General features: G+C 62.5%; 17 protein-coding genes and 1 pseudogene. 6 read left to right on the top strand and 12 right to left on the bottom strand.

The window, feature by feature from the left end; translation table 11 throughout:
- Positions 1–21 precede the first annotated feature (21 nt).
- The gene (locus tag AC57B1_RS25895; protein WP_408355164.1) at positions 22–276 is read left to right on the top strand and encodes a hypothetical protein; all 255 of its coding nucleotides are present in this window, start codon (positions 22–24) and stop codon (positions 274–276) included.
- An 82-nt stretch (positions 277–358) separates the two neighbouring features.
- Here AC57B1_RS25895 and AC57B1_RS25890 read toward each other — a convergent pair whose 3' ends face one another.
- Positions 359–2,263 carry an AAA family ATPase gene (locus AC57B1_RS25890; protein WP_496419091.1) on the bottom strand — a complete coding sequence of 635 codons (1,905 nt, stop codon included), beginning with the start codon at positions 2,261–2,263 and terminating at the stop codon, positions 359–361.
- An 830-nt stretch (positions 2,264–3,093) separates the two neighbouring features.
- Positions 3,094–3,318 (bottom strand): hypothetical protein, encoded by a 225-nt coding sequence (locus AC57B1_RS25885; RefSeq protein WP_496419090.1) that lies wholly within the window; start codon positions 3,316–3,318, stop codon positions 3,094–3,096.
- A gap of 338 nt (positions 3,319–3,656) precedes the next feature.
- Here AC57B1_RS25885 and AC57B1_RS25880 point away from each other — a divergent pair, with 338 nt between their 5' ends.
- Positions 3,657–4,697 carry a helix-turn-helix transcriptional regulator gene (locus AC57B1_RS25880; protein ID WP_408355170.1) on the top strand — a complete coding sequence of 347 codons (1,041 nt, stop codon included), beginning with the start codon at positions 3,657–3,659 and terminating at the stop codon, positions 4,695–4,697.
- 3 nt (positions 4,698–4,700) lie between these two features.
- Here AC57B1_RS25880 and AC57B1_RS25875 read toward each other — a convergent pair whose 3' ends face one another.
- Complete coding sequence (locus AC57B1_RS25875) at positions 4,701–6,002, bottom strand: MFS transporter (RefSeq protein WP_496419089.1); 1,302 nt, start codon at positions 6,000–6,002, stop codon at positions 4,701–4,703.
- A 244-nt stretch (positions 6,003–6,246) separates the two neighbouring features.
- On the opposite strand from AC57B1_RS25875, the gene AC57B1_RS25870 reads away from it, so the two are divergent.
- Positions 6,247–6,870 carry an ABC transporter ATP-binding protein gene (locus AC57B1_RS25870; RefSeq protein ID WP_496419088.1) on the top strand — a complete coding sequence of 208 codons (624 nt, stop codon included), beginning with the start codon at positions 6,247–6,249 and terminating at the stop codon, positions 6,868–6,870.
- Between the two features lie 137 nt (positions 6,871–7,007).
- Here AC57B1_RS25870 and AC57B1_RS25865 read toward each other — a convergent pair whose 3' ends face one another.
- The 8 genes and pseudogenes from AC57B1_RS25865 to AC57B1_RS25830 all read right to left on the bottom strand — a co-directional run bounded on the left by AC57B1_RS25865 (position 7,008) and on the right by AC57B1_RS25830 (position 13,409).
- Positions 7,008–8,015, bottom strand: a complete 1,008-nt coding sequence (locus AC57B1_RS25865) for a zinc-dependent alcohol dehydrogenase family protein (protein ID WP_496419087.1) — start codon at positions 8,013–8,015, stop codon at positions 7,008–7,010.
- Between the two features lie 129 nt (positions 8,016–8,144).
- Entirely contained in the window at positions 8,145–8,459 is a 315-nt protein-coding gene (gene hmuQ / locus AC57B1_RS25860) for a heme-degrading protein HmuQ (RefSeq protein ID WP_091803019.1), read from the bottom strand.
- 106 nt (positions 8,460–8,565) lie between these two features.
- Entirely contained in the window at positions 8,566–9,525 is a 960-nt protein-coding gene (locus tag AC57B1_RS25855; protein ID WP_496419086.1) for an O-fucosyltransferase family protein, read from the bottom strand.
- Between the two features lie 126 nt (positions 9,526–9,651).
- Positions 9,652–9,882 (bottom strand): annotated as a pseudogene (locus AC57B1_RS25850) (tetratricopeptide repeat protein); the annotation flags it as partial.
- Positions 9,883–9,994: 112 nt separating this feature from the next.
- Positions 9,995–10,345, bottom strand: coding sequence for a copper-binding protein (locus tag AC57B1_RS25845; RefSeq protein WP_408355183.1), 351 nt, complete (start codon positions 10,343–10,345; stop codon positions 9,995–9,997).
- Positions 10,346–10,382: 37 nt separating this feature from the next.
- Positions 10,383–11,678 (bottom strand): multicopper oxidase family protein, encoded by a 1,296-nt coding sequence (locus AC57B1_RS25840; protein WP_496419085.1) that lies wholly within the window; start codon positions 11,676–11,678, stop codon positions 10,383–10,385.
- A 1-nt stretch (position 11,679) separates the two neighbouring features.
- Entirely contained in the window at positions 11,680–13,110 is a 1,431-nt protein-coding gene (locus AC57B1_RS25835) for a TolC family protein (protein ID WP_496419084.1), read from the bottom strand.
- Entirely contained in the window at positions 13,107–13,409 is a 303-nt protein-coding gene (locus AC57B1_RS25830) for a hypothetical protein (RefSeq protein ID WP_408355192.1), read from the bottom strand. Before AC57B1_RS25830 ends, AC57B1_RS25835 begins: the two co-directional genes overlap by 4 nt.
- 260 nt (positions 13,410–13,669) lie before the next feature.
- On the opposite strand from AC57B1_RS25830, the gene AC57B1_RS25825 reads away from it, so the two are divergent.
- The 3 genes from AC57B1_RS25825 (at position 13,670) to copM (ending at position 14,829) form a co-directional block, all read left to right on the top strand.
- The gene (locus AC57B1_RS25825) at positions 13,670–13,936 is read left to right on the top strand and encodes a hypothetical protein (RefSeq protein ID WP_408355194.1); all 267 of its coding nucleotides are present in this window, start codon (positions 13,670–13,672) and stop codon (positions 13,934–13,936) included.
- 155 nt (positions 13,937–14,091) lie between these two features.
- Positions 14,092–14,289 (top strand): heavy-metal-associated domain-containing protein, encoded by a 198-nt coding sequence (locus AC57B1_RS25820; protein WP_408355197.1) that lies wholly within the window; start codon positions 14,092–14,094, stop codon positions 14,287–14,289.
- 153 nt (positions 14,290–14,442) lie between these two features.
- Positions 14,443–14,829, top strand: coding sequence for a CopM family metallochaperone (gene copM / locus AC57B1_RS25815; RefSeq protein ID WP_091803039.1), 387 nt, complete (start codon positions 14,443–14,445; stop codon positions 14,827–14,829).
- Positions 14,830–14,850: 21 nt separating this feature from the next.
- Here copM and AC57B1_RS25810 read toward each other — a convergent pair whose 3' ends face one another.
- Positions 14,851–15,903, bottom strand: a complete 1,053-nt coding sequence (locus AC57B1_RS25810) for an AraC family transcriptional regulator (protein WP_408355212.1) — start codon at positions 15,901–15,903, stop codon at positions 14,851–14,853.
- Between the last annotated feature and the right edge of the window lie 39 nt (positions 15,904–15,942).

The following is a 15,942-nucleotide window of genomic DNA, read 5'->3' as shown; positions in this document are numbered from 1 at the left end:
CTCACCAACCGGAGAGCCCTTGTGGCAAACATGGCTAATTCCCCGAACGAGCACGAGCCCGAGCGCCACGCCGAAGAAGACCCAGGCGGCCCGCCCACCGAGGTGTCCAAACCGATCGGCGACGCAATTCCCACGCCGGTCGAACCGGGTCTCGATCAACCGCTGCCGAAAAAAGGCGAGGTACTTCCGCCTGCCGAGGAAGCCGAGGACACAGCGTTGGGTGACACTGATACGCCTCCAGGCGTGCCGCCGCCGGGTCCGTCGGATTTTGCGTAGCGCAGGCCGGTCAACGACAACGGGCGGAGCCAATTGATGGCGCCGCCCGTATGAGTCACGCGCTGCTCAGCGAGTCAACCGTTCACGCAGCCTCCGGTTCGTGAACGATCTTCAGCGTGTTTTTGTGTTCCCTGATCAACCGGTACACGGTTTCTCCGGGAACGGTCTCCTGCTCGAGCAGTTCGTCCGCAATGGCGCGCAGCACTGGCTCGTAGGCATGCAACAGCCCGAAGCACAGTTCATTCAACTCCCTGAGCAGCACGTTCGCGTGTTCGATCGCACTCTTCATCTGCAAGCCTGCATATTGTGACGGCAGTGCCGCCAGACTGAACAGATCGCCGTCGCTGTTGAAGCCAAATTTCGACACCATATCCAGGCTGATGCGCGACGCTTCCTGCAGATCCGAGGCGGCGCCGCTCGATGCTTCGGAGAACGTGAGAATTTCAGCATTGCGGCCACCCAGCAAAACCTGGATTTCATTGCGGATCTCGGTCTCGCGATACAGGTGCTTGTCCTGTGCCTTGGTAATGAGCGCGACGCCCAACGCGCCGCCGCGCGGCAGAATCGTGACTTCCTCGAGCATGCCCGTACCCAGCAGCGCGGCGACGAGACCGTGCCCCGCTTCGTGCACGGCTATACGCGTGCGCTCGTCTTCGCTCAGCGCGCGCTCGGCGCCGCTCACGTCGCCGATGCGCGCAATCTTGATCGCTTCCATGAAATGCTTCGAGGCAATTTCGGTGTCGCCGCATTTGCGCGCGACGAGCCCCGCCTGATTGACCACCATCGCGACCGTTGCCGGAGACAGGCCGGTAGTCAGGCGCGCCAGCTGGTCATAGTCGATGTCGGCGGATTTCGATTTCAGTTTCTGCGCGTAGAAGCGGAAAATCTTCGCGCGATCTTCGCGATCGGGTAAACGGACCTGCACGGTGCGATCGAAGCGGCCCGGCCGGCGCAACGCCTCGTCCAGATTGTCGGGGTGATTGGTCGCCGCGACGATGATCACCCCTTCGTTCGAAGCGAAACCATCCATCTCCGCGAGCAACTGATTGATGATGCGGTTGCTCTCGGCTTCGACAGGACCGCTGCCCGTATCCGTGCGTTTGGCGAGGCCGTCCGCTTCGTCGATGAAGATCACCGTGGGCGCATTCTTGCGCGCCAGTTCGAACAGATGCTTGACCTTCTGGATGCCGACGCCGTAGTACTTCGCACTGAAATAGCTGCCGGTGATCGAGATGAAGTTCGCGCCGCACTCGCCCGCCAGCGCCTGAGCAAGCCGCGTCTTGCCGACGCCCGGTCCGCCCACCATCAGAATGCCGCACGGCGCGCGCACGCCCATCGACGTGAACTGCTTCGGATCGGACAGATAGCTGCGAATGTCCGCGAGTGCCGTCTTCGCTTCGGCCGCGCCGATCACGTCGTCGAAACGCAGCGCCGGCGCCGTGTCGAGCAGCCTCGCGCCACCGCGCATTTCGCGCCGCATGAACCACGCCATACCGCCGATCAACAACAGCGGAAGCAGCAAGCTGATGACGTCGCGAGTCTGATCGAAAAGTTGCGCCCAGCGTGAACCGCCGGTGCGAATATCCGCGTCGGGAAGCCAGACGAGTTGATAAGTGGCGGCCTCGTCGGACTTGGGTTCGCCGAGTAGAAGCGCGTGTGAGAAGGTCGCGTTGTGGTCGGTGACGAAGTATTTCGTGCCGTCGCGCTTCGAGATCAGAATCGCGTTCGGACTCACGCCGACCGCGGCGACATTGGCGTCGCGAATGTCGCGCAGCATTTGCGAGGCGTCTTTCTCTTCGCGCGTCCATGCCGAAGCATCATGGCGCATCTGGTTTGCGACACCGGTCAGCGCCGGCGCGACTTGCGCCGCGCGCTGCTGGTAATGCCACACGCCGAATGCGAGCAACCCCGCAATGAGTGCAGCGGACACCGAAATGGCGATCGTGCGTGTACGTCTTTTACCAAGCGAGTTCTTTCCCGGCTTCATGAGTCACTTCCAAAAACGGGCCCAAAACGAGCCCCGATACTTGTCAAAGTCAGATGGGCAGAGGTTGGCGGAGGGGAATCGACTAAGGACGATACCGTGCGTGATCAGAGGAAAGGACACCCAACCATACGTCCCTTTTAACAGCGTGCATACGCTCAAGTATGCGGTGCCGCCGTTTCTTCCAAATCGCGGAAAAAGCCTAGTTCTACCGTCTATCCGGCGATTCGAGCCGCCGGATTGTGGGGAACGGTCAATGCGCGCGATGCTGGCGCATGCTGCTCCGGCGCACAGTTTATCAGCGCTAAATTCGTTGCGTATTCTGCATACCTACAATTAACCGCTCCCTAATTAAAAGCGGTCAGAATTACAGTAGCGCCCTTTTTTCAGGGGTATCCGGAGTGAGCGACGATGACTCGCGTTGTCTGACCGCATCGTCGCGCTTCGATTCGCGATTAAGCGCGGGTGTGCAGAATGGACCGCTCTCCGCTGCAACCGAATAGGTTGGGCGAGCAAGTGAGACCAGCGGGGGTGCTGGAAAAGGGTGTTGTTCGCGAGGGATTGGTTCAGAACACGTGGAACGCTTAGCACGCATGGCGAAACGCGTTCACCGGCTCACGAGCGAGACGGTCGACCTGCCCGCACGGAGCCGCGCCGCAGATGGTCAATCCAGGTAAGGCTGGGCGGATGTGCGAACGGGCCTTTGCAGGCCCGTTCGCATCCTCGCCGCTTTCTCTCAGGTTCTTCGATTTTTAATGCCGACGCTCAAATGCATCGATCTGGTCCTCCTCTGCGCAACCCCGGTCTGCGTGCTTTTTGTTCTTGGCCAGGGCTCAGGCGGCGGTGCGCGGCTTTATCGCAATCCGGGCATCACGCGAGAGTCTTTCCAGCAGTTTCGCCACGCGTTGCCGCTGGGCGGCGATCAGCTCGTAAGTATCTTCCAGCGCGCGAATGCGATTTTCCCAATACTCATGGTCGAGCGAATGCAGCCCGCTGGACGCGTCCCCACGCGTCACATACTGCATCACGTTCTCGAGATGTTGCAGTTGGCTGTCCACCAGACTGGCCGGACGCCGCGCGGTCGGTTGCCTGTTCGTGCCGCTCATCGTCGATATCCCGTGAATTGCCTGCTGGCAAAGCGTGACCTTCGCGCCGCGCTTCGCGGATAGCGGATCGGCGCTCTCTCTTCGTGCGGATGCGATTCCAGCAACGGAGGCGGTGAATTACTGCGTGCCGCGCGCCGTCTGCGAAAACGTTCCGCATCTAATCACGTAACATTAATGCAGCTTTTTTGTTAGGCTTGACCATCCGTCTCAATTTCGGGCGGCGGCGAACCGTGTCTCCATGCATTGCGCCTGCTCGCCGAAACCGCACGCCTCGTCCCAGCAACCGATTCATGAATCAGCGCTCACTGCCGCAACATCTGGCCGCGGCCGCCGCCGCCCACTCGCGCTCCGTCATTTCGACGAGCCGTTTCAGCACGCGCGGATTGGCGCCCGACGAACAGTTTCTGGCGTGGCGCCAGCGTGTGGGTCATGTGGTCGACGCGCCGCCCTCGAAGGCCCAGGTTGCCGGGGGATTTCGCGGTGAAATCGATTTATACGCAACCGGCGGCATGGTGTTCACGGACTGCAGCACCGATTCGATGCTGCTGGAGCGCTCGGTGGCCCGCGTGTCCACCGACTCGCGGCGCGATTACGTGTTTCACCTCTTTCTGGAAGGGGAAGTCGGCCATGTGACCGGCATGCACAAAAAGCGCAGCGCGCCGGGTTCGGTGCGGGGCATCGTCGCGTTCGACCTGAACCAGCCGTTTCGCGTGGAACGCCCGGAATGCCGGGTGCTGAGCCTGTTCGTACCGGCCGCGCTCGTGGATGAGCAATTGCGCGACGGCGCGGCTATCCATGGCCGCATCGTTCAGCAAGGCTCGCCGCTCACCGGTGTCGTGTTCGATCACATGGCGGCGCTCGCTCGCGGCATTCCAAGGCTCGATGCGGCCGGCGCCATCGGCGCGCTGCACGCAGGCGCGCAGTTACTGGTGGCCGCGTTTCGCAAGGACGCGCACTTGAGCGGCACGGGCCGCGCCGCGCTGCAAGCTGCGGTAATGGGCCGGATACGCCGCTATGTCGAGGCCAATCTGCATCAGGGCGACCTCACACCGACCAGTGTGGTCCAGGCACTGCAATTGAAACGGGCGACGATCTATCGCTGGTTCGAGCACGAGGGTGGTCTTGGCGCGTATATCCGCCATCGCCGTCTGCGGGAGGCGGCAGACGAACTCGTCCGTTATCCGCACCTTCAGGTGGCGGAGATCGCTTTTGGACTCGGTTTTCAGAGCGCCTCCGACTTCACCCGCGCGTTTCGACGCGCCTTCGACATGAGCCCGCAGGACCTGCGCGCCCGCGCGTTCGAGCTGCAGCAATTGCGCAACCCGGCCTAGCGCTCAGGCAGCCGGCGGCGAGGCGCTGGCATCCGTCACCGCCTTTTCCGGGAAGGCCTTCAACGCGATGAGCGTGAGCACGGTCGCGCCCATCAGATACCACGCCGGCACCATTGGATCACCGGTCCGGTTGATGAGCCACGTCACCAGGAACGGCGAAAATCCCCCGGACAGGACCACCCCGAAGCTGTAAATCACCGACAGTCCGGCCGCGCGCCGGTGGGCGGGAAACGCCTCCATCATCAGCACCGAGGCGGCGCCGGCGTTGTTCACCGCGAGCGTCACGTAAGCCGTGATGATCACGAGCGACGCGAGGTTGCCCGCGCCGTGGGTCAGCGCCCAGAACGCGGGCCAGGCCACTGCCAGCGACGCCGCGAGCGATACGTATTGCAGCGTCTTGCGGCTCGCAAACCGGTCGGCCGCGAGTGCGATCAGCGGCGTCACCACGAGAATCACGACACCGGACAGACAGGCCGTGAGAAGGCTGACAGTCGGCGGCCTGTGCAATGTGCGGACCAGATAGGCCGGCATGTAGAACACGGTGACGTAAATGCTCACCGAAGGCGCCGCCATCATCAGCAGGCCGCAGACGAGCGGGCGCGAGTGCTTCGCGAACAGACGCCGCGGGCTGAGCCGCGTGCGCTCCTGCGGCGCGGCCGCCGGCATGCGGCGCCGCAGGTACCAACCAACCGGGCCGATCAACCCGCCCAGCACGAACGGAATGCGCCAGCCCCATGCCTGCATGGCGGCGGGCGACAGCAGCGCCGTGGTGCTCGCCCCCACCAGCGCGGCGGCGAAAGCGGCCGCGCCCTGGCTCGCGCCGCGCCAGCTCACCATGAAGCAGCGGTGCCGGTAGCCCGCCGACTCCATTAGCGACGCTGACGCCGGGCCGATCTCGCCACCTGCCGCAAGCCCTTGCATCAGGCGCGCGAGCACCATCAGCACGGTCGCTGCCGGCCCGATCGACGCGTAACCCGGCAGGCATGCAATCAGCCATGTGCCGAGCGTCATCAAGGTGAGTGATGCCGTGAGGCCGGCTTTGCGGCCCCGGCTGTCGGCGATATGGCCGATCATGATCGCGCCGAGCGGGCGCATGACGAAGCCAGCGCCGAAGGTGGCGAGCGAGAGCAACAGCGACGACGCGGGATCGTGCGACGGGAAGAACAGATTGCCGATCGCAACGGCCGAAAAGCTATAGACGGTGAAGTCGTAAGCAACGAAGCCATTGCCGATCACGATGGCGGTGACGATACGTCCGAGTTCGGCGCGCGACAGTGGGGCCGCATTGCTGGCAGCAGTGTGCATGAGTTGCAGTTGATAATTTCGTCGAGTTATTCGGGAAGCTGGCGAAGAAAATGAAGCGCTTGTTTTATCGGCCCGACAGGACGCAACTTTACGGCATGACGCCAGTTCTTCCAGATCTCCGGTCCTCCACGCACTGACGCGCGGCCTCGCGGCGTGGCTCACGACGCGGCAGCGGCCAGGTCTCACGCTGCTACACTTGCGCAACGCCAAGCTGCAAAAGACACCCTATTACACGCTCCAACCCATGCTTCGATTCGAAAACCTCAGCAAGCGCTACAGCGAGCGCCTCATCTTTCAGGGGCTGCATGACGACATTGCGTCCGGATGCGTAGCGTTAAACGATGAATCCGGCAGCGGCAAGTCGACACTCATAGGCATCCTCGCAGGTATGATCGAGCCCGACGCCGGCGAGGTGTGGCTCGGCGGTCATTCGCTGCGCACCGCACCGCTTGCAGCGAAATCCGTGCTCACCTACGTGCCCGAAGACTGCATGACCTATCCGGATCAAACCGGCCGCGAGTACTTGCGCAACGTGGCAGCGGCGAGAAACACGGCGGTGAGCAACACTACTCTGGAGCTTGCGGACCGCTTCGGTCTAACGCCGCATCTCGACAAACGCTTCGAACAGATGTCGTTCGGCACGCGCAAGAAGATTTTCCTGACCGCAGCCGTGCTCGGCGAGACCCGGGTCCTGCTTGCGGACGAACCCGTCGGCGGACTCGACGCCGCCGCACGCGCCGTACTGGTCGACCTGTTCAAGACTCTCGCGCAAACGCGCACGGTGTTTTTCTCGAGCTACGACACAGTCTTTACCGACGCGTGCGAAGCGCGCAGCGTGAGTTTCGCCGACCTCGGCGGGCGCGGCTAAGACGCGCTTGCGTGCGACTACGCCACCGTGTCGCGCCGCGATCAACGCGAGCGAAGCCGGCAAGCAGGTCTGCATGCGGGGCTGCATGCGCGCTCACGGATTTCGCTAACGCACGCACAACGCCGCACGCGCAACACTCAAACCGCCACGCAAATCTTCCCGAAGTGCGCCCCGGATGCCTCGTGCGCGAACGCCTCGCCGAGCTTCTCCAGAGCGAACGTGCTATCGATCACCGGCTTGATACCGGTCGCTTCGAGCGCCCGGATCATATCGCGCTGATCCTGGCGGCTGCCGACGATCAAGCCTTGCAGGCGCTGCTGCCTCGCCATCAACGCCGCGGTGGGCACCGGCCCCGCCCGTCCGGTCAGTACACCGATCAACGCAATATGACCGCCGATCCGGCAAGCGGTGATCGACTGCGGCAAAGTCCCCGGGCCGCCGACTTCGATCACGTGATCGACACCTCGACCGCCGGTCAGCGAGCGGACCTGCTTGCCCCATTCCGGATTGTCGCGATAGTTGATCGTATGGTCGGCACCCAGTGCGCGCAGGCGGGCGAGCTTCTCATCCGATGAAGACGTGGCAATCACCGAAGCCCCCATCGCTTTGGCAATCTGCAAGGCGAAAATCGACACGCCGCCAGTGCCGAGCACGAGCACCGTGTCGCCGGCCCTCAACTGACCGTCCACGACGAGCGCGCGCCATGCGGTCAGCCCGGCGGTAGTCAACGTGGCGGACTCCGCATGGCTATAACCGCGTGGCGCATGCGTGAAGTAGTGGCCCGGCAGCACAACGGCTTCGCGCGCATAGCCGTCCACGCCGTCGCCCGGCGTGGTCGTGAAATCAGCAGTGGCGGGCGGCCCGTTTTCCCAGAACGGGAAGAAGCACGACACCACATGATCGCCCGCCTTGAATTCCGAAACGCCCGCGCCGACTGCTTCGACCACACCCGCGCCGTCCGCCATCGGAATCCGCCCTGCTTCAGCCGGCAAATTGCCGCTCACCACGCCGTAATCGTGAAAGTTCAGGGAGTTCGCGTGAATGCGCACGCGAATCTGGCCCGCGCCGGGTTGACCGGGGTCCGCAATATCGACAACCTGAAGATTGGCTACAGTGGCGGGCGACCCGATTTTGACGGCTTTCATGCGTTCGTTCCTCTGTGCGTTGCCCGGCGCGTGACGCGCCGGCGCGAGTGACTCGCAAAAGAATACCGTAAGCACGCTGCGCACGTGCTCGCGTGCGCAGGCGCCAGCGCGATAGCCGCGCTCATGCGTTCATTTGACGGTCTGAATGACCTCGAAGCCTTCGAACTCCGGATGCCCGAGATAGAGCACACGATTGTCGCCACCGGCATTGCGATGCGCGGCGCGAAACGCCTCTGATTTCGTCCACGCCTCGAAAGACGCGTAGTCCTTCCAGATGGTATGGCTGGAATACAGAACGTGATCTTCCTTCTGCGGTCCCTTCAGCAGATGAAATTCCACGAAACCCGGCACCTCTTTCAGGTGTGTATCGCGCGTGGTCCAGAGATGCTCGAAAGCGGTTTCGGATCCGGGCGTCACTTTGAAACGGTTCATGGCAATGTACATGCTGAAGCCTCTTTGCAGTCACGATAGGTCTCGCGGGCTTTTGATTATATGCCCGTCATTCTTCCTACTCATGTGACGACTTCGAGACAGCAGAATGCGCCCGCGTTCAGGCCGCTTTGTCCTGCGCGACCTGTTCGAGCCAGAGTCGGCTGTCGGGAAACCAGAATGCATCCGGCCGCGGCGGCGACACGAGTTTCACCGGCAGCGACGGGTTGAATATTCTGGACCACGCCGACAGATACGAAGGCGTCTTCACGAGATACCCGCAACGCGATAGCAGAAGACTGGAGACCAGCGCTTCGCGGCCGATGTCGAGCCCAGGATAGCCGCTGAAATGCACCGGCGTATTTCCGCTCGCGAGCAATTTCGCGGGAGCGACCTTGACCGGCTTGCGAAACGGCCAGGCAACGAAGAAGTCGAGAAACGCCTGCTCGTCGCTCGAAACGAAAACGTTGCTCAGGTGCGGGTTTTCCGCGAGCGTCGTTTCTATGTGGCGGCAGAAATCGCTCCATGAAACCGGGATTGCTTCCAGCGTTTTGTCCGTGCCTCTGAAATGCGCACCGAGAGTCGACGTGCCAATTTCGAGTTGCTGGCAGATCGCGTCGACTTCGTCCTGAATGTGGCCGGCGGGCCGGTAATGCGCGAAAAATAGCTCGCTGGCGCTCATGAGTTGAAGCCGCGCCTCATAGCGCTGACGAAATCCTAGCTGGACCAGGTCGCGAACCGTCGATTTTCTCACCCTGTGCGTCAGCAACGCCGTAGCCTCGCCATGCATGGAATCGAAGAAGGCCGAGAACCAGTCGATCTTTCCTTCAGGGTCGCCGTAGAGCCCACCGCGAGCACTGATGGACGGCGTCAGACATTTTTCGTCGCAGTACATCAGGATAAACAGGACCATCTGCATCACGGAGAAGAAACCGGAGTTCTCCTGAATTTCGATGGCAAAAATGCCCCTGTTCAAACGCTGTGTAGCATGAAGTGAAATGCGACGCGGTGTGGCCACGGAATGCTTGAACCCCTCGCTGCGCCGGATCTTTTTCGCCCGATCGACCACTTTTCTCAGCATGCCCGGCTCCTAATGGAATCTAGGTATTCTTTGAAATCGTCCGCGTCTGTGCACGATGAAAGTCACGACGCCCGAGCATAACATTTCAAAACTTCGGGTCGAGTAAGTTCGGCTCGACTTGGTGAGCTACCGCACAAACGCCCGGTAAGACTTCCCGCGAGATGAGGCGCTCGCCTGACGCAACGCTTCGGCAACGCGCTCCAGCACGCCGTTCCAGTCACCTCGTCGCGACTGAGTGAAAAGCCGCACGCTCGGATACCAGGGGCTGTCGTCCCGATCGCGCGACCAGCGCCAGCAGCCGGCAAAGCGGTTGAGCAGCCACACCGGCTTGCCCATTGCCGCCGCCAGATGCGCGAGCCGCAATGAGGGCGGGCAAATGTAGCCGACACGCGCGAACCGTTCGAGCGCCAACGGCAGGTAGCGCACGAACTGCAGGACCGTTCCGAAACGGCCGATCACGCCTCGCGTTTTATCGCTTCTCCAGTTTCACCACCGTCAGCGCCCCGTCCACCTCTTCAGCGACGAAGTCGATTCTGTCACCAGGCTTGACCTGCGAGAGCATTGCCGAATCCTTCACTTTGAACACCATGGTCATTGCATCCATGCCGAGGTTTTCCAAAGGACCATGTTTGATGGTCAGCTTACCGGCAGCCGCATCCACTTTCCTGATCTCGCCATGCGACATGCCGGCCTTCGCCTGGCCTCCCGCTTGAGCGCCATCCGTGGCCACTGCCGCGTGGCTCGCCTCATCCGCCGCATACGCCGAAACGGGAACCGTCACCATGCAAATCATCGCCATCGAAACCAATACGTTCTTCATCTCACACTCTCCTAAGGTCATCACAATCTGCACGACATCAACCATCCGGCAATTCGCCGGTGTATTCGTACGCCACGGTTCCTTTGGGATGCCTGAACCAGCCCGGATCGCGGTAGTCGTCGCGCCCTAGCCCCTCGCGCACCTTCACGACCGTGAACATGCCGCCCATTTCGAGCGCACCGAATGGCCCTGTGCCAGTCATCATCGGCAGCGTGTTGTCGGGCAGCGGCATCTCCATCGCGCCCATCGAGCCGCCTGTGCTGCCCATGGCCATATAGTCGGGCACCAGCCGGTTGATGCGTTTGGCCAGGTCTTTCTGCGGCACGCCGATCATGTTCGGAACCTGGTGCCCCATCGCGTTCATCGTGTGATGCGACTTGTGGCAATGGAACGCCCAGTCGCCCGGACGATTCGCCGTGAACTCGATGGCGCGCATCTGCCCGACCGCGACATCGGCCGTCACCTCGGGCCAGCGCGCGGAAGGCGGAATCCAGCCGCCGTCCGTGCCCACCACTTCGAAGTGATAGCCGTGCAGATGAACCGGATGATTGGTCATCGTCAGATTGCCGACGCGAATCCGCACGCGATCGCCCGCGCGCACCGGCAACGAATCGATACCCGGAAACACGCGCGCGTTCCATGTCCACATATTGAAGTCGGTCATCTCGTTCACGCGCGGCGTGAAGCTGCCCGGATCGATATCGTAGGCCGACATGATGAACGCGAAGTCGCGGTCTACCCGCATCGCGCCGGAATCTTTCGGATGAACGATGAACAGGCCCATCATGCCCATCGCCATCTGCACCATCTCGTCGGCGTGCGGGTGATACATGAAGGTGCCGTGCCTCTCCAGACCGAATTCATAGACGAAGGTCTTGCCTGGCGGAATGTGCGGCTGCGTGAGCCCGCCCACGCCATCCATACCGCACGGCAGCAGCATGCCGTGCCAGTGGACCGTGGTGTGCTCCGGCAGCCGGTTGGTCACGAAAATGCGCACCTTGTCGCCTTCAACGGCCTCGATGGTCGGCCCCGGCGCCTGGCCGTTGTAACCCCACAGGTTCGCGTTCATGCCCGGCGCCAGTTCGCGCACCACCGGCTCGGCGATCAGATGAAACTCCTTCCAGCCGTTTCTCATGCGCCACGGCAGCGACCATCCGTTGAGTGTGGCGACCGGCGTGTACGGCCGGCCATTCGACGGCGCGCGCGGTGCCTGCATCGCGGCCGAGGCCATGCTGGGCGCTTCGGGCAGCGACGCGGCGCCGGCCTTGCTGACCAGCGCGGCGCCTAACAAAGCGGCTCCCGAGCCGCCGATAAAATGTCGACGTGACACCATGTCATTGACCTTCCAATTCAGTGGACGACGCCGGCTGCGTCGTGGAGGCGAGCGGCGTCGCGCTGGTGGCAACTGGCAGACGGCCGCCGAGCGCCTGTTGCAAATCGGTTTGCGCGAGCCAGTAGTCCTTTAGCGCATCGATCGCGCTATTCACCGCGCCGATCTGCTCGCGCGAATCGGCGAGCAGTTCGAACACGCTGACCAGCATGCCGTTGTAGCGAAGCAGCAATTCATCGGAGATGGTTTTGCGGACCGGCACGACTTCGTCGCGATAGTGCTTCGCGAGGTCGTAGCCGGACACATAGGCCGAATACGATTCGCGCACTTCGGAGCGCGCGTTGATCGCGGTCTCGGCAACACGATTCGCCGACTGCAGATAGATCGCTTCGGCTCGCGCCACTTTGGCGCTGCCCCAGTCGAACAACGGGATCTCGACGCTGATTTCATAGCCCTGCTGGCGGCCGTCGGAAGTCGTGAAATTGTTCTGATAGCCGACGTCCAGCACGTTGATGAAACGCGTCGCTTTGCTCAAGCCGAGTGCGCTGGCGACACTTTGCGTTTGCAGCTTCGCGGCTTGAATGTCGAGCCGGTTCTGCATCGCGAAGGTTTCCAGATCGTGCAACTCGGGGCGCGTGGCAGGCAGATCGGGCAGGCGCTCAGGCAGCGTGTACTGTGCCTGGGAACCCCAGAGTCCCATCGCGCGAGTGAGCTTTTCTCGCGCGGACACTGACTGCTGTCGCGCTCTTCCTACCTGCGCCATCGCTTCCGCGTAAAAGGCCTGCTCGCGCGCGTAATCGAGCTTGCTGAAATGGCCGGCCTGCTGCATGCGCGAAGCGAGTTCGGCGCCGGCCTCGGCCGCGTCCTTTACCTGCTCCGCGTACATTGCCGATTGCCCTGCGGCGACTGCGAGGATATAGGCGCGCCGGGCGTCGGCGGCGACTTTGAGCATGGCGTCCGCGGTGAGCAGGCGAGTCTGCTCGAAACGGCGGCTCTCGATGCGCGTCGCCAGCGGCATGGTCAGTACCCTCAGCATGCCGAGCGTGAAAGTGCGGCTGATACTCAGGTCATCGCCACCGTGCGTGCGGCTGAACGAAAAGCCGGGATTCGGCAGGCGTCCTGCCTGAACGAGGTCCGCTTCGGCAATGCCGAGTTCGCCGTACGACGCCTGCAGGCCACGGTTGTTCAGGAGCGCGATCTGGAGCGCGTCGTCCATGCTGAGCGGTGTGGCGAGCAACGCTTGCGTGCGGCTTGCCACGGTGTTTCGGTCTTCATCCGTCTTTATCGACACGGCGTCTTTGCCGATTCGCACGGAGGCCACCGTCGACACGGTGTCGAATCCGCCGTCCTTTGAAAACGCCGTGCAGCCGGCGAGCCATGACACGGCAATGGCGATGGAAACAGCGCCGGCGGAAGGAAGCAGGCGCGGCCTCATTTTGCTGCCTCCGCGTGGTGAGCACCGTGGTCGTCGCCTTCGGCATCTGTGACGCCCATGTGCATCGAACCGTGGCGCTTCCCAGCGCCATCGGCTGGATCGGTCACCGCGCGATTGAGCGCCTGCCAACCCGGTGACGGCTGCTCGCGGTGCGGCCGATAGCCGGCCAATGCAGATGGCACCTCGAGCGCAGGCACGGATGCCGCGGCATTCGCCGGGTCGGGAAATAGGGGCGCGGCGAACGCGAGCGCCGGCAGACATGCCGGCGCGCCGAGCAGCGCCGCAATGAACATTCGCATGGATAGTCTCGTCGTAGTCCGCCCCGACGGACGACACACGGCCGCCATCGAGACAAAATGGAACACCGCAGCACAGGGCTGCGAAAGATCTAGACGAGAGGGATTCGGGGAGGCCGTTCGACGCCGTCAGTCAGAAACGACACGACACGCACGGCGGGAGGCAAGGGAACAGCAAAATGAACCGCGTTAGCGGACAGGGACACGACCGGCGTGATGGGCAACGCGCCGCCGAAACAGCAGGACGCGCAGGCGGAGCACGCATGCGCGTGATGCTCGCTGCCCCCGCCGCCGTGATGCTGAAGATGAGTACCGGCGATATTGTCGGCCTGATCGGCCATCATCCCGGCATGATCGTGATGCCGGGCCATTGGACCCGCATGCTCGTGGCGCGCAGACATCCCTTCGCCCACGGAATGCGAGGACTCGCATTTCATGGAGACGGCCGCGAACGACTGAACCGGGAGGCACAGCACGAGCAGCAACACGATGAAGAATTTGCGCCAGCAAGACATGGAAACGGAGTCTAGCATGCGGTTCTGGAAAATCGTAAGGCAGGGACGACGTCGCGCGCGCACGTTTTTGGTGCGGTGATTTGCCTTCAGCCAGTCACAAAAAAGAGGCTTGACCTTACCGCCGTGGGAAGGTCCACGCTCTACCCATGACTTCTTATTGGAGGTAGGACATGGAATTCAACATCCCGGACATGTCGTGCGGCGGATGCGCCAACGCCATCACGCGTGCTGTCACGAGTCTCGACCCGGCTGCCAGGCTCGATGTCGATGTGCCCGTTAAAATCGTCAAGGTCACGTCGACGCTGGCGCCCCAGCAATTCATCGAGGCCATCGAGGCGGCGGGATTTCATCCGTCGCTGAAAGCCTGATAGGCTGATCGCCCAATCGCTCGATCGCCGGACCAGATCTACGCCGGATAGCTGCCGGATAGCCGCCGGGAAGGCGGTGGGAGCACACGCGCCTACTTCCGCTTTCCGGCAGCGGTGTCGATCGGGACAACTTTTCCCCAACGGAAATCTACTATGAAAAACCTTCGCGCCTTTCGTGCTCTCTGCCTGTTCGGCGGCTTTGCGTTTGCCGTTGCGGCCGCGCCCGTCCATGCCCAGCAACCGGCGTCCATGCCCGGCATGGATATGTCCGGTTCAGCCGGCGGCAAGTCGACGCAAGCTTTCAAAGCCGCCGACGACAAAATGATGCAGGACATGAGCGCCGACTACACCGGCGACGCCGATAAGGACTTTGTCGCTCACATGATTCCGCATCATCAGGGCGCGATTGAAATGGCGCAGGTCGAATTGAAATACGGCAAGGATCCGGAGTTGAAGCGGCTGGCCAGCAACATCATCAAGGCACAGCACGATGAGATCGCGTTCATGAAAAAATGGCAGGCGAAGCATGGCGTGAAGTGAGCGCACGGAGTATTGGCGCCTTCACATCGGGTGGCCGCTAAAGGGTTCGCTGTAGCAATCTACAGCGCTCGCACCAGCGGCACCCGCCGAGGCACTCGCCATTCCGCCCCGGCTCTTCCTCCACCCTGCCGGCGGCATCCCGAACTCCCGCTTGAAAGCGCGATTGAAGGCCGCCTCCGACTCATACCCCACCTGATCCGCCACCTCCGCCACCGACTTCGTCCCGCCGCGCAACTCCTGCGCCGCGACCTGCAAGCGCCAGTGGGCGAGATACTGCATTGGCGGCTGACCGAGCAACTGCGTAAACCGCTGCGCCAGCGCGGAGCGCGACAGCCCCGCCATGCGGGCAAGCTCATCCACTGTCCACGCATGCGCCGGCTGCGTATGCATCATGGCCAGCACCCGGCCGACAAACCTGTCCCCCACACCCGCGAGCCAGCCCTTTCGATCGGCCGGCAGCGCGTCGATGCAGCGCCGCACCGCCTCCACGAAGAGCAACTCCGATAGCCGCGCAAGCACGAGCGCACTGCCTACGCGCCATTCCGCCGCCTCGGCCGTGGCGAACCGCAAAGAAGATTCAAGCCACGCGGACTGCGGATCATTGCGCATGTCGACCTTGAAGAGGCGAGGCAACGCGGACAGCACCGGGTTGCTCAACGTGTCGTCGCAAGCGAGAAAGCCGCACACCAGACGCGTACTGTCGCCGCCGCCGCCATAGTTGAGCGCCATCAACTGCCCCGGGGAATTGCGCAGTTGACTCTCGAGCAGTTCGGCAGTGGGTCCGGGCGTCACGTCGAGTGAACTGCCCAGCAGATGCGATTCGCCTTGCGGAACGACGAGCAGTTCGCCGGCATTGACGTAAATGGCGGACTCGGGATCGTCCGCGAGTGCCGCCCAGCAACTTCCCTCGGTGATCAGATGATAGGAGACGACACGTTCGGCTCGTGGCAGATAACTGCCGCACAGCGCTGCGTCCGCCTGGCCGAACAGACACCAGGGCGCAGTGAAGTGGCCGTTTAGATACACCGCGCCGCCCAGGCGAACGAGGCGAAGAACGTTGGAGAGAGCATCCATGGATGTGTGCCCATGAACTTCGGCGTCCCGCGCAAAAGA

Source organism: Paraburkholderia sp. BGA-UO-ETr-F21 (assembly GCF_059567925.1).
This window is presented reverse-complemented; position numbering and strand designations above follow the sequence as displayed.